The sequence below is a fragment of the Hydrocarboniphaga effusa AP103 genome, from assembly GCF_000271305.1.
Lineage (GTDB): Bacteria > Pseudomonadota > Gammaproteobacteria > Nevskiales > Nevskiaceae > Hydrocarboniphaga > Hydrocarboniphaga effusa.
The window spans coordinates 2,402,933-2,416,164 of sequence record NZ_AKGD01000001.1 but is presented as its reverse complement, the minus strand read 5'-3'; the positions used below and the strand labels follow the sequence as shown (position 1 = coordinate 2,416,164).

The 13,232-nt window shown below is 65.9% G+C and carries 11 protein-coding genes; 3 read left to right on the top strand and 8 right to left on the bottom strand.

Annotated elements, in window-relative coordinates; genetic code table 11:
• Position 1: 1 nt before the first annotated feature.
• From WQQ_RS10655 to WQQ_RS10635, 5 genes are all read right to left on the bottom strand, one after another.
• Positions 2–1,546, bottom strand: coding sequence for an efflux transporter outer membrane subunit (locus WQQ_RS10655; RefSeq protein ID WP_007185166.1), 1,545 nt, complete (start codon positions 1,544–1,546; stop codon positions 2–4).
• 28 nt (positions 1,547–1,574) lie between these two features.
• A complete protein-coding gene (locus WQQ_RS10650) occupies positions 1,575–2,651 on the bottom strand; it encodes an alkene reductase (protein WP_007185165.1) in 1,077 nt (358 codons plus the stop codon).
• Between the two features lie 235 nt (positions 2,652–2,886).
• Positions 2,887–3,612 carry an SDR family oxidoreductase gene (locus WQQ_RS10645; protein WP_007185164.1) on the bottom strand — a complete coding sequence of 242 codons (726 nt, stop codon included), beginning with the start codon at positions 3,610–3,612 and terminating at the stop codon, positions 2,887–2,889.
• Between the two features lie 48 nt (positions 3,613–3,660).
• Positions 3,661–6,849, bottom strand: coding sequence for an efflux RND transporter permease subunit (locus tag WQQ_RS10640; RefSeq protein WP_007185163.1), 3,189 nt, complete (start codon positions 6,847–6,849; stop codon positions 3,661–3,663).
• A 25-nt stretch (positions 6,850–6,874) separates the two neighbouring features.
• A complete protein-coding gene (locus tag WQQ_RS10635) occupies positions 6,875–8,056 on the bottom strand; it encodes an efflux RND transporter periplasmic adaptor subunit (protein ID WP_050997624.1) in 1,182 nt (393 codons plus the stop codon).
• 220 nt (positions 8,057–8,276) lie between these two features.
• Here WQQ_RS10635 and WQQ_RS10630 point away from each other — a divergent pair, with 220 nt between their 5' ends.
• On the top strand, positions 8,277–8,906 hold the full coding sequence (locus WQQ_RS10630; RefSeq protein ID WP_007185161.1) for a TetR/AcrR family transcriptional regulator: 630 nt from the start codon (positions 8,277–8,279) through the stop codon (positions 8,904–8,906).
• A gap of 70 nt (positions 8,907–8,976) precedes the next feature.
• A complete protein-coding gene (locus tag WQQ_RS10625; protein ID WP_007185160.1) occupies positions 8,977–9,765 on the top strand; it encodes an aspartyl/asparaginyl beta-hydroxylase domain-containing protein in 789 nt (262 codons plus the stop codon).
• 150 nt (positions 9,766–9,915) lie between these two features.
• Here the strand turns inward: WQQ_RS10625 and lexA are convergent, their stop codons facing one another.
• The gene (lexA, locus tag WQQ_RS10620; RefSeq protein ID WP_007185159.1) at positions 9,916–10,563 is read right to left on the bottom strand and encodes a transcriptional repressor LexA; all 648 of its coding nucleotides are present in this window, start codon (positions 10,561–10,563) and stop codon (positions 9,916–9,918) included.
• Positions 10,564–10,655: 92 nt separating this feature from the next.
• Between lexA and WQQ_RS10615 the strand changes: the two genes are divergently transcribed.
• Entirely contained in the window at positions 10,656–11,207 is a 552-nt protein-coding gene (locus WQQ_RS10615) for a phospholipase D family nuclease (RefSeq protein ID WP_007185158.1), read from the top strand.
• Between the two features lie 74 nt (positions 11,208–11,281).
• Here the strand turns inward: WQQ_RS10615 and WQQ_RS10610 are convergent, their stop codons facing one another.
• The gene (locus tag WQQ_RS10610; protein WP_007185157.1) at positions 11,282–12,439 is read right to left on the bottom strand and encodes a M14 family metallopeptidase; all 1,158 of its coding nucleotides are present in this window, start codon (positions 12,437–12,439) and stop codon (positions 11,282–11,284) included.
• A gap of 66 nt (positions 12,440–12,505) precedes the next feature.
• Complete coding sequence (locus WQQ_RS10605) at positions 12,506–13,228, bottom strand: site-2 protease family protein (protein WP_007185156.1); 723 nt, start codon at positions 13,226–13,228, stop codon at positions 12,506–12,508.
• Positions 13,229–13,232: the final 4 nt, after the last annotated feature.

Sequence of the window (13,232 nt, the reverse complement as noted above, 5' to 3'; positions counted from 1 at the left end):
CTCAAGGGGCCGCCGAGTGGGGAAGCGACATCGATGCGATGCGCTGGGCCGCCAGCATGCGGGGCGCAGCCTCGCTCGCAACTGAATCGCTCGAAGGCATCGGTGAGGAAATCGCCTGCATCGCGACCGCCGAATCGCTCGCCCAGCCGCCGCCCAGCGCCTTGTACAGCGCGATCAGCGTCGTGCCGGTGGCCGTGCGCGCCGCGGCGAGTTCGTCCTGCGCCTGCAGCTGCGCACGTTCGGCCGTGAGCACGTCGAGGAAGCCGCTGGCGCCGCCGTCGTAGCGCACATGCGCAAGCTCCACCGCGCGATCACCGGCGGCGACGCTGTCGCGCAGGTATTCGAGTTGCTGGCGCGAGCGGCTGTACGAGACCAGCGCGTTCTCGGTTTCCTCGAGCGCGCGCAGCACGGTCTGTTCGTAGCGCGCGAGGCTGCCGTCCTGCATCGCCTTGGTCTGGTCGATGCGCGCCTTGACGCGGCCCAGATCGAACGCGGCCCAGGTGATGCCAGGGCCATAGCTCCAGGTTTCGCCGGCGGCGTGGCCGATGTCGTCGACACTGCCGGCCGCGAATCCGATTTCGCCGCGGAAACTCACGCGCGGAAACAGATCGGCCGTCGCCACGCCGACCTGCGCGGTCGAAGCCGCGAGCCGGCGTTCGGCCGCGCGAATGTCGGCGCGGCGGCGCAGCAGATCTTCCGGAGCGCCGATCGCGGTGAGCTTGGGCAGCTCGGGCAGCGCCCTGATCGGACGCAGCGTGTCCTGCAGCGCGTTCGGCTGCTGTCCGGTCAGCACCGACAGACGATGAATGGCGTTCTGCACGTTGGCGTCGAACTGCGGCAGTGCCGACAGCGTCGTCGACAGCTGGGCCTGCGCCCGCGCGACGTCGAATTCGGTGCCGCTGCCGGCGTCGAGCTGGGCCTTGGCGAGTTGCACGGTCTGCAGCTGGTTGTCGGCATTGCGCGCCGCCACCGCATGGCGCTCCTGCGCGCCGCGCAGTTCGAAGTAAGTGCGGGCCACTTCGGCGGCGACGCTGACCTGCGCATCGGCGAGCGTGGCTTCGAGCGCCTGCTCGGTGGCCTTGCTGGCCTGGTTCGCGCGGCGCACGCGGCCGAAGAAATCGAGTTCCCAGGTGGCGTCGAAACCGCCACTGTAGATCTCGTTCTCGCGCACGTCGCGGCCGAAGCCCGGCAGCTGCGCTTCGGGCAGCAGGCGATTGGTATAGCCCGCATCGGCCGTGATTGTCGGCAGGTAGTCGAACTTGGCTTCGCGGCGCAGCGCGCGCGCCTGGTTCAAGTTGGCGAGCGCGATGCGCAAGTCGTGGTTCGAGCGCAGCGACTGCTCGACGATCGCGGTGAGCTGCGCATCGTCGAACACAGTCCAGAACGCAACCACCGGCTTGGCTTGCTGGAACTCGTCGCTGCCGGAGACGTTGGCGAAGCTCGTCTGCGTCTGCGTGGCCGGGCGCTCGTAGTCGGGCCCGACCGCGCAGGCGGCGAGCAAAGCCGTGAGCAGCGGCGACAGTTTGAGTAGTGATGCAGTCTTCATGGTGAAACTCCCACTGGCCGCTCGCGCCTCATGAGGCGAGGCGCGGATAGTCGTTGTAGCCCTTGGCGCCACCGGCGTAGAGCGTGGTGAAGTCGACCGCGTTGAGCTCGGCACCGATTGCAAGGCGCTCGACGAGGTCGGGATTGGCGATGAAGGGCTTGCCGTAGACGATGGCGTCGGCGCGGCCGGCGACCACGTCTTCGTCACCGTCTGCACCGCCGTAGCCGCCGTTGCGCAGCAGCGGCACCGAGCCGAGCTTGGAGCGCGCGATGCGCGCGAGTTCGAGCTCCTCCGCTTTGCTGTGATCGTTGTGGCGCAGCTCGAAGAAGCCCGTGCCGCGCTTGGCGTACTGCTCGGCGACGTAGGCCACGAGCGCCTGCGGATCGGCATCGCTGATGTCGTTGTAGGCCACCAGCGGCGAAATGCGCACGCCGACGCGGCCGGCGCCGAACACGCCGATGACCGCATCGGTGATCTCGAGCAGCAGGCGCGCGCGGTTTTCGAGCGAGCCGCCGTATTCGTCAGTGCGATCGTTGACGCTGCTGCGCAGGAACTGGTCGATCAGATAACCGTGGGCGCCGTGAATCTGGATCGCGTCGAAGCCCGCGCGCCTGGCGTTTTCGGCGCCGGCCTTGAACTGCGCGACGATGCCCGGAATCTCGTCGGTGCGCAGCGCACGCGGATTGGCCTGCGGCACCGTGCCCTTGGGCGTGTGGATGCCGTCGTCGCGAATCGCGCGGTTGGTCGACGAGATCGATTCGGCACCATTGTTGAGAAATGGATGTGTCGCGCGGCCCGGATGCCAGATCTGCAGCGCGATGAGCCCGCCCTTGGCATGCACGGCGTCGGTCACGCGCTTCCAGCCGGCGACCTGCGCCTCGTTGTAGATGCCCGGATCGTCGCCGAAGGCCGAAGCGTCGGCCGAGACGCTCGTGCACTCGGTGATGATCAGGCCGGCGTCCGCGCGATCGGCGTAATGCTCGACCACCAGTGCGCCCGGCACGTGGCCCGGTTCGTTGCGCGTGCGCGTCATCGGCGACATCACGATGCGGTTGCGCAGGCTCAGATCACCGAGCTGCGTGGGCGTGTGGAGCTTGAGCGTCATGGGAATTCCTTTGATCTTTTTCGAAGTGGAAAGTGGATTTGGCTTGTGGCTGATCGTCGCGGCGAAACGGCCCTGCCGTTCCTCTCTCCCGCTTGCGGGAGAGAGTCCCTCGCGTCAGCGAGGGGAGAGAGGGGCTTTCGTCGCCGGCGAGAGCACCGCCAATCCCCTCTCCCGGTCCTGACGGACCACCCTCTCCCGCAAGCGGGAGAGGGGACTGCAAACGGCCGCTACCGTCTCACCAAGGCAATGTTTCACCGAGATGAGAGAAACTACCGTTCGGGCCATCACTGTCGATCAGCGCGAGATCGACACTGGTCTTGGCGCCGGTGGCGAGGTCGAGATCGCCGCCGCCCTTGTTCATGTCGGACTTCACGTAGCCCGGGTGGATCGCATTGACCTTGATGCTGGTTCCGGCGAGCTCATGCGCCAGATGCAGCGTGTACGCATTCAAGGCGCTCTTGGAGACGTTGTAGGCCGACAGGTTCTTGAAGGCATCGAGCGTTCCGGGCTGCGCGTGCATCGCCACCGAGCCGAGCAGGCTCGACACGTTAACGATGCGGCCGGCTTCGGACTTCCTGAGCAGCGGCAACAGCGCCTGCGTGGTTTCGATGACACCGAACAGATTGGTGTCGAACACCACGCGCCAGTCCGACACCGGCTGCTGCGAGGCGGTGCCCGGCTTGTCGCCGACAATGCCGGCGTTGTTGACGAGAATGTCGAGCCGGCCGTGCTTGCGACCGATTTCGTCGGCGGCCGCGATGATCGTATTGCGGTTCGACACGTCGAGCTCGACGGTCTCCACCGACAGGCCCTGCAATTGCAGCTGCATGGCCGCTTCGACGCCCTGGCCGCGACGGCGCGCGCCGATGATCACGTGCACGCCCTGCTGCGCGAGCTGGCGAGCGGTTTCGAAGCCGATGCTGCGATTGCCGCCGGTCACGAGTGCGATCTTCTGTTGCATGGTGTTTCTCCGATTGTTCAGTGGTGCGAGTCTTGCGCGTGCAAGTGCTCAGTGATGCGTCACGGCGTGCTCGGCCGTGTGATTCGTTGGGGTGATTTCGACCTCGAGCGCCTTCTTGCGCTCGCTCCAGCCGCGCATGGCGACGTAGAACAGCGGCGTGAAGAACAGGCCGAAGAAGGTCACGCCGATCATGCCGAAGAACACCGCGATGCCCATCGAGCGCTGGATCTCCGCGCCCGCACCGGTGGCGAGCACCAGCGGCAGCACGCCGAGGATGAAGGCGACGCTGGTCATGATGATCGGGCGCAGGCGCAGGCGGCAGGCTTCGAGCGCCGCTTCGATCACGCCCATGCCTTCGGCCTGTTTTTCGCGGGCGAACTCGACGATCAGGATCGAATTCTTCGCCGACAGACCGATCAGTACGAACAAGCCGATCTGCGTGAAGATGTTGATCTCCGAGTTCATCAGCAGGATGCCGAGCGAGGCCGACAGCAGGCACATCGGCACGATCAGGATCACCGCGAAGGGCAGGCGCAGACTTTCGTACTGCGCCGACAACACCAGGAACACCAGCAGCACGCAGAGCGGGAACACGTAGCCGAGCACGTCCTTCTGCACCTGCTGATAGGTGATCTCGGTCCAGTCGAAGCCCACGCCCGGCGGCAGCGTCTGCTCGGCGATCTGCGTCAGCGCGGCGACCGCCTGGCCCGAGCTGACGCCCGGTGCCGGAGCCGCGTTGATGTCGGCGGATGGATAACCGTTGTAGCGCTGCACCGTGGTCGCCCCGAAGCTCTCGCGCAGCTTGAGCACGCTGCCGAGCGGAACCATCTCGCCTGCGGCATTGCGCGTCTTGAGCAGCAGCGCATCCTGCGGGCGATCACGATACTGCTCGTCGGCCTGCGCGATCACGCGGAAGGTGCGGCCAAAGCTGTTGAAGTCGTTGATGTAGAACGAACCCAGATACGTCTGCAGCGTCTGGAACACATCACCGAGCCGGATGCCGAGCTGCTTGACCCGCACACGGTCGATATCGGCGTAGAGCAGCGGTGCGTTGACGTCGTAGTTGCTGAACGCGTTCATGAGCTGCGGATTGCTGCGCACCTTGGCGAGCACTTCCTGCGTGAGCGCGTAGAGCTCCTGCTGGCTGCGATTGGTCTTGTCCTCGATCTGCAGCTTGACGCCACCGGCCGGACCGAAGCCCTGGATCGGCGGCGGCGGCACCATCAGCACCATCGCACCGTCGATCGCCGACAGCTTCTGGTTCAAGCTCGTCGCGATCGACTGCCCGGTGATCTTGCTGCCGCGTTCTTCGAACGGAGCGAGCGTCAAGAACACCACGGCCGCATTCGACGAACGCGTGAAGCCGTTGATCGACAGGCCCGGGAACTGCACCGCGTGGATCACGCCGGGTTCCTTGAGCGCAATCTCGCCGACCTGCTTGGCGATGCGCTCGGTGCGCTCGATCGAGGCCGATGGCGGCAACTGCACGATGCCCACCAGATAGCCCTTGTCCTGCGCCGGAACGAAGCCGGTCGGCGCCGCCTTGAACGCACCGCCCGCGAACAGCACCAGGCCCGCGTAGACGACCAGGCCGATCACGCCGAAGCGCAGGATGCGGCGCACCGCGTTGGTGTAGCCGTTCCCGGTCGCATCGAACGCGCGGTTGAACGGACGGAAGAACCAGCCGAGCGAGCCGTCGATGACCCGCTGCAGCGCATCGGGCCTGGCGTGGTGATCGCGCAGCAGCAGCGCGGCGAGCGCCGGCGACAGGGTCAGCGAGTTGATCGCCGAAATGACCGAGGCGAACGCGATGGTCAGCGCGAACTGGCGATAGAACAGGCCCGTGAAGCCGGGCACCAGTGCCGGCGGCACGAACACCGCGCAGAGCACCAGCGAGATCGCGATGATCGCGCCGCCCACTTCATCCATCGAACGGTGTGCAGCCGCGCGCGGCGCAAGCCCTTCGGCCACTCCGCGCTCGACGTTCTCGACCACCACGATCGCATCGTCGACGACGATGCCGACCGCGAGCACCAGCCCGAACAAGGTCAGCGTGTTGAGCGAGAAGCCGAAGAACTGCAAGGCCGCGAGCGTGCCGATGATCGACACCGGAACCGCGATGATCGGGATCAGCGCCGCGCGCCAGCGCTGCAGGAACAGCAGCACCACGAGCACGACCAGCAGCGTCGCCTCGACCAGCGTCTCCATCACCTTCTTGATCGAGTCGCTGACGAACACGGTCGGGTCGTAGACCACCGAATAGTCGACGCCTTCCGGAAAGCTCTTCTTGAGCTCGGCCATGGTGGCGCGCACGTTCTTGGCGAGATCGAGCGCGTTCGCGCCGGGCTGCAGGAACACCGGCAGCGCCACGGCGGACTTGTTGTCGAGCAGACTGCGCAATGCATATTCGCCGGCGCCCATTTCGAGGCGCGCGACATCGCGCAGACGCGTGACCTGGCCGTCGCTGCCGGTCTTGAGCACGATGTCGCCGAACTCCTGCTCGTTGGTCAGGCGACCCTGCGTATTGATCGCGAGCTGGAATTCGACGTCGCTGTGCATCGGTGCGCTGCCGACGCTGCCCGCGGCGACCTGCACGTTCTGCTCGCGCACCGCGCCGATGACGTCGCCGGTGGTCAGGTCGCGAGCGGCCATCTTCTGCGGGTCGAGCCACAGGCGCATGGCGTAGTCGCCGGCACCGAAGATGCGCACGTCGCCCGCACCGGGAAGGCGCGCGAGCACGTCGCGCACCTGGATCACCGCGTAGTTACGCAGGTAGAGCCCGTCGTAGCGGCCATCGGGCGAGAACAGATGCACGACCATCGTCAGGTCGGGCGAGCTCTTGCGCGTGGTGACACCGAAGTTGCGGACTTCCTCGGGCAAGCGCGGCAGCGCCTGGGCGACGCGGTTCTGCACCTGCACCTGCGCAGTGTCGATGTCGGTGCCCTGGCGGAACACCACGGTGATCTGCAGCGTGCCGTCCTGCTGCGCCTGCGAGTTCATGTAGATCATGCCCTCGACGCCGATGATCTCCTGCTCGAGCGGCGACGACACGGTGTCGGCGATGACCTGTGGATTCGCGCCCGGATACTGCGCGGTGACGACGACGGTGGGCGGGCTGACTTCCGGGTACTCCGAAACCGGCAGCACGAACGCGGAAACCAGACCGGCGAGCAGGATCAGCACCGAGAGCACGCCGGCGAAAATCGGGCGCTCGATGAAGAAATGGGTGAGTCTCATGGGTTGCTCCCTGGGCCGCTGTTTTTCAGGACTTGGCCGGGGTTGAGTTGGATGCCTGTGCTGGCTGAGCGGCTTGCTGCGGCGTGACCTTGGAACCCGGGTGTGCGCGCTGAAGGCCGCTCACGACCACCTGTTCGCCGGGCGCCAGGCCATCGCGGACCACGCGCTTGCCTTCGTGAATCCCGCCGAGCTGAACGGGGCGGTACTCGACGGTGCCGGCCTCGTCGACGACGAGCACGTAGCGCCGGTCCTGATCGGTCGCGATGGCCGCCTCGGGCACCAGCGTTGTCGAATAGCGCTCGCTGCCCGGAATGCGCACGCGGGCGAACAGGCCGGGCGTGAACTGGCGATCCGGATTCGCGAGCAGGGCGCGCACACGAATGGTGCCGGTGGCCGGGTCCAGGGCGTTGTCGAGGAAATTGAGCCGGCCCGTGTGCGGATAGCCGCTTTCGTTGGCGAGTCCGACGAACACCGCGCTATCGGCGCTGTCGCCCCCGACCTTGGGCCGAAAGTTCAGATAGCTCTGCTCGTCACCGTCGAAGGACACGTAGATCGGATCGAGCGAAACCACCGAAGTCAGCACGTTGCCGCCCGCGCTGACGTAGTTGCCCTCGGTGACCACCGCACGCGAGACGCGGCCGGCGATCGGCGAGACCACGCGGGTGAATTCCAGATTCAGGCGGGCCGCATCGACCGCGGCCCGCGCAGAACGCACATCGGCCTGCGACTGGCTGTGCTGGCTGACCCGCGAATCGTGCTCGCCCTGGCTGATCGCCTTCGAACTCAGCAGGCGCTCCGCGCGCTGGGATTCGCTGTCGGCGTAGACGGCCTGAGCCTGGATACGGGCCAGTTCGCCTTCGGCGCGATCGAGCGCGGCTTTGTAGGGACGCGGGTCGATCACGAACAGTACATCGCCCTTCTTGACCTCGGCGCCTTCGTGGAAGCGCACCGATTCGATATAACCCGACACGCGCGGCCGCAGTTCGACACGGTCGACGGCCTCGAAACGACCGGTAAATTCAGCCCAATCGGTGACGTCGCCCTGCTGCGCCTTGGCGACGGTGACGGACGGCGGAGGTGGTGGAGCGGGCTGGGATTCGGCGCGCTCGCGCCCTGCCAGCAACGCGATCGAAAGCAACGGAACCGCAATGGCGGCGCCCTGGAAAACGCGGCGGGCGGTGTTGCGAAAGGAAATGCGGTGACTCATGACCAACCCCTTTTTCTTGGAACAGCGGTCCAAACTTCTTATTCGAACTTCGAGATGCCCCGCCCGGCCCACTTCACTAAAATCTCCGAGGTTCCTCATCCGAATGCCGCTTTACCAAGCGGCCAGATGAGCAGAGAATGCGCAGATGGGTGTTACCGGTCAGTAACGATGTGTGATAAGTTACTTACCGGTAACACCCACTGTCAAGAGGGTTTGGAAAATGAAACGCAACGAAGCGGCCACCGCCGACGTAGCCACGACCGACGCATCACGCGATACGCCGCGCAAGCCCTGCGTGCGCGACCGCATCTTCGATACGGCCTGCGACCTGTTCTACAAGCAGGGCATCCGCGGCGTCGGCGTCGATGCGATCGCCAACGAGGCCGGCACCAACAAGATGAGCTTCTACCGAAGCTTCTCGTCCAAGGACGAGCTCGTGGCCGAGTACCTGCGCGACTCCGAACGCGACTTCTGGCTCTGGTGGGATGGCGTCATGGCCGCCCACGAGGGCAATCCGCGCGCCCAGTGCGAGGCCCTGTTCGCCGCCAGCCCCTGCGACACCAACATGCGCGGCTGCCCGATGGCCAACGCGGCCGTCGAAATCCGCGAGGAAGACCATCCGGCGCTGATGGTCGTGCGCGTCCACAAGACCGAAATCCGGGCCCGCTTCCGCGCGCTCGCCCACCAGATGCAGGCGCACGACCCCGACGTACTCGGCGACGGCCTCATGCTGCTGATGAGCGGCAGCGTGCAATCGCGACTGATCTTTCCGTGCGACGGCGGACCGGCCGTGAACGCCGGGGCGGCGGCGCGCAGCCTGCTCGATGCGCACCTGAAGAAGTGCGTCTGATCGGCCGCTGGATGGGCTGACCGACGGCCGGGCCCGCTGCTTCGCATCCCAAGTACCCCACATTCATTCCATGAAAACAGAAGCCGCGGATTCGAAGACCCGCAAGCGCTCGCCGCTGCACCAGCTGGTGCACGTGAGCGGCAAGAACCTGCTGCGCTCGCTCTGGGCCTTCCAGGGCAAGCATTCGAAGATTCCGGTCAGCCCCTTCCTGTTCGCCGAAGACTTCCCGCAACTGGCCACGCTCGAGGCCAACTGGCGCGAGATTCGCCGCGAGCTCGACGAGGTGCTCAAGCGCCCGGACGACATCCCGGCCTTCCATGACCTGTCGCCGGACCAGTCCCGCATCTCCAAAGGCCGCCAGTGGACGACCTTCGCGTTCCTGATGCTCGGCGAGCGCATCGACTACAACCGCGAACGCTGCCCGCACACCGCGGCCGTGCTCGACGCACTGCCGGGCCTGCAGAACGCCTGGTTCTCGATCCTCGCGCCCGGCACCAAGATTCCACCGCATCGCGGCCCGACGCGCGCCCTCGTGCGCTGCCATCTGGCGCTCGAGGTGCCGAAGGATCGCGAGCGCTGCTGGATTCGCGTCGACGACCAGCGCTACAGCTGGACCGAAGGCAAGGCCGTGCTGTTCGACGATACCTACGAGCACGAAGTCCACAACGACACGCCGGATCGCCGCGTCGTGCTGTTCCTCGATTTCGACCGCCCGATGGACGCCGTCGGCACCGCCGCCAACCAGGCACTGCTGGGCCTGATCAAGCTGAGCCCCTACTTCAAGGCACCGATCAAGAACATCGCGCTGTGGAAAAAACCGATCGGCGAGCGCGTCGACCTCGACAACCTGGTCGGCTGAAACTCGAGGCCGGCCAAGCGCTTTGGCCGGTCAAGAACAACATCGCAGGACGGGAAAGCGGAGCGCCGTCGCCTTCGGAATAGGCGCCAGCGCCGCGCGCATGGTTTCACGCCCGGTTTCCCGGCCGCTCTCCCGCGCCACGATTCAATGTCAGTGCGTCCGCGCTCGAATCAAGCCGACGAACAGGCCTTCCACCTGGAACAACTGCTGCCGCGGATCGAGACGGATCGGCGGATAGCTGTCCTGATCCGGATTCTCCGAGTACAGCACCACCACCTCGCGCTCGCGCTGCAGGCGCTTGAGCGTGAGCGTGGGCTCGCCCGTGAGCGGATCCTCGATACGCACGGCGACGATCTGCCCGCGCGCGGCTTCATAAGTGGCATGCAGGCCGACGAGGTCACCATCGAAGATGTTGGCGCTCACCATCGACTCGCCCTGCACGCGGCGGAAGTAATCGGCGCGCGGCCGGAACATGTCCGGATCGATGGTCAGGAAATCCTCGACGTTCTCGTCCGACAACACCGGCGAACCGGCTGCGATGCGGCCGACGATCGGCACGCGGTTGGCCGGCAGCGCGCTCAGCGGGCTGCGCAGCACGCGCAGGCCGCGCGCGGTGCCTTCGTTGAACTCGATGTAGCCCTTGCGGGCGAGCTGCAGCAGCTGATCGCGCGCGGCCGTGCGGCCCTTGAAGCCGAAGGCGAGCGCGAGCTCGGCCTGGGTCGGCGGGCGCCCCTGGCTTTCGATATGCCGCTGCAGGAATTCGAGAATCTGGGCCTGACGTTCGGTGAGGGCTTCCATGGGCACTCCGGGCTTGACTTCCGGCGACTGAACTAACAATAGTGCCTAACATTAATGTTAGAACCCATTCCTGTCCAGTGTCACAGATCGCCATGAAAACCGCTCCCTCGACCATCCGCGCTCCCCTCACTGCCCTGCTCTTTCTGGTCCTGCTCGCGTTCGGGCAACGCTCCTTCGCCGCCGACGTGGCGGTCGCATTCTCGCCGGGCATTGGCGATCTGACCGCCGAGGCGCTCGTGCTCGAAGGCATTCGCGATGCGCGCAATTCGATCGACGTCGCGGCCTACAGCTTCACTTCGCGCTCGATCGCCAAGGCGCTCGTCGAGGCGCGCAAGCGCGGCATCGACGTGCGCGTGGTGGCGGATCAGTCGAGCCGCAGCATCCAGTACAACGGCCCGCAGTCGCTCGCCAACGCCGGCATTCCGGTGCGCGTGAGCACGGTCTACGCGGTCATGCACGACAAGTTCATGGTCATCGACGGCGTGTCGATCCAGACCGGCAGCTTCAACTACACGCAGGCCGCGGCCGATCGCAACGCCGAGAACGTGCTCTACATCCGCAACCACGCACCGCTCGCGCAGGAGTACAAGAACGAATGGCTGCGACTGTGGGACAACGCGGAGCCGCTGGTCGCGCATTACTGATTCACTGCGATCAATGCACGCATACGAAGAAGCCCGCTAGCAGCGGGCTTCTTCGTTATCGCGACATCGGCCCATCAAGCATCGGCGCCGGGAACCACGTGCCAGCACAGGGCGCTGATCAATGCAGCTCCAAGCGCCGCGCTGCGCGCTCCATTCCAACCCGTTTCGGGGCGCGGATCGTTGGCGTTGTCCTTGAACGGCAGCTCGAGCGTCAGCGCGAGGCAGCGGTAGTGATAGCCGATGTACTTGGTCGCGAGCTTGAGCACTTCTTCGCGGAAGTGATTGCTCGGGTAACCGTGCTGGGTCTGGAAATCTGGGCTCGCGCGCAGGAAGCGCTGCAGGAACGCTTTCTGCTCCGCGGCCTGCGCGTCGTCGAAGGTCGGCAGGCCGCCGCAGCCGTCGACGAAGACGTAAGGCAGCGCTTCGTCGCCGTGCACGTCGAGAAAGAAATCGCAGCCGGTCGCCGCGATCGCCTCGCGCACCGCGAGCACTTCGGGGCTGCGCCCGGCGCTCGGCTCCATCCATTCGCGATTGAGGTTCGCGCCGGCCGCATTCGTGCGCAGGTTGCCAAGCGCCGCACCATCCGGATTCATGTTCGGCACGACGTAGAACACCGCATGCTGCAATAGCTTGTTGCCGAGCGGATCGCCCGCGTGATCGCCGAGATTCAGCAGGCGCTTGAGCAGGCCTTCGACGAGCCATTCGGCCATGGTTTCGCCCGGATGCTGGCGCGCGATGATCCAGAGCTTGCGCTTGCCCTCGCCGGGCGTGCCGATGGTCAGCAGATCGAGCGGACGGCCCTGCACCGAGCGGCCGACTTCGCTGAGCCTTACCGACGAATGCGTCTGCACCTGCGCCATGAAGGCCTGATGACGCGATTCCGAATAAGGCTCGAAGTAGGCGATGGTGACCGCATCGACTTTCGGCGTCAGCGAAAAACGCAGCTGCTTGCCGTCATAGCTCGCCGGCACGCGATACCAGCGTTCGCCGTCGTCGCTGACCGCGACGCTGTAGTGGCGCCAGCCATCCGGGTACGCGCATTCGCCGGCGTTCTCGAACGTGAGGTTGCAGGCCAGCCCGCGCGCGCCGCTCAGGCGAAAATGAAACCACTGCGCGAACTCGGCCTGCGTATCGGGGCGAATGCGCAGCCGGATGTCGGCCGGGTCGGCGAGCGAGAGAACTTCGATGGCACCGCTATCGAAGCGGTCGCTGATGTGCAGGCGGGACGTCATGGGGTTTTCCGGAGTTCGATGAGTCGCACGAAGTCGGCGACGATGATCCAGTGTACCCGCAGCGCCTCAGAAGCTCGCGCGCGGCAGCGAGCGATGCAGCTGGTCGCACATGAGCGCGAGAAACGCCGCGAGCCCGAGATACAGCACCGCGTAGGTGAAGCGCGTCTCGGCGCTCGCGCTGCCGTAATAGGCCTTCGCCTCCTCGGTCGTCGAATCGTGACGCAGCGCCTTCATGACCTGCGGCGCGGCGAGCACGGCCATCAGAATCAGCAGCGGCGACGGTCGATGGAAGAACAGCGCGATCAGCATCGGCACGCCAAGCAGCCAGATGCGTGGGGACAGCACCGCGGTGATGCGTCCGCCATCGAACGGCGACAGCGGAATCAGGTTGAACAGATTGAGCATGAAGCCCGCGTAGGCGACCGCGTAAAGCCACGGCGAATGCTGGTCGCGCGCGATCCAGTAGACACCGAGTGCGGCGAGCGAACCAATCAGCGGGCCGGCGAGGCCGATGTAGGCCTCGGTCTCGGCATCGCGCGGCATCTGCTTGAGCGCCACCCAGGCGCCGACGAACGGAATGAACGTCGGCAGGCCGACTTCGAGCCCCTTGCTGCGCGCGGCGAGGTAGTGCCCCATCTCGTGCGCGAACAGCAGCGCGACGATGCCGACCGCGTACGGCCAGCCGAACATCCAGCCATAGACGGCGACCGACAGCAGCATGCTGCCGCTGCTCAGCAACAGCTTGCCGAACTTGCCCGCAGTGAGCAGCAGCAACAGGCCTTTGATCACGTTC

Excerpts from the sequence above, each read along its gene's own strand:
- WQQ_RS10655 (WP_007185166.1), bottom strand. The coding sequence starts at position 1,546 with ATGAAGACTGCATCACTACTCAAACTGTCGCCGCTGCTCACGGCTTTG.
- WQQ_RS10650 (WP_007185165.1), bottom strand. The coding sequence starts at position 2,651 with ATGACGCTCAAGCTCCACACGCCCACGCAGCTCGGTGATCTGAGCCTG.
- WQQ_RS10645 (WP_007185164.1), bottom strand. The coding sequence starts at position 3,612 with ATGCAACAGAAGATCGCACTCGTGACCGGCGGCAATCGCAGCATCGGC.
- WQQ_RS10640 (WP_007185163.1), bottom strand. The coding sequence starts at position 6,849 with ATGAGACTCACCCATTTCTTCATCGAGCGCCCGATTTTCGCCGGCGTG.
- WQQ_RS10635 (WP_050997624.1), bottom strand. The coding sequence starts at position 8,056 with ATGAGTCACCGCATTTCCTTTCGCAACACCGCCCGCCGCGTTTTCCAG.
- WQQ_RS10630 (WP_007185161.1), top strand. The coding sequence starts at position 8,277 with ATGAAACGCAACGAAGCGGCCACCGCCGACGTAGCCACGACCGACGCA.
- WQQ_RS10625 (WP_007185160.1), top strand. The coding sequence starts at position 8,977 with ATGAAAACAGAAGCCGCGGATTCGAAGACCCGCAAGCGCTCGCCGCTG.
- lexA (WP_007185159.1), bottom strand. The coding sequence starts at position 10,563 with ATGGAAGCCCTCACCGAACGTCAGGCCCAGATTCTCGAATTCCTGCAG.
- WQQ_RS10615 (WP_007185158.1), top strand. The coding sequence starts at position 10,656 with ATGAAAACCGCTCCCTCGACCATCCGCGCTCCCCTCACTGCCCTGCTC.
- WQQ_RS10610 (WP_007185157.1), bottom strand. The coding sequence starts at position 12,439 with ATGACGTCCCGCCTGCACATCAGCGACCGCTTCGATAGCGGTGCCATC.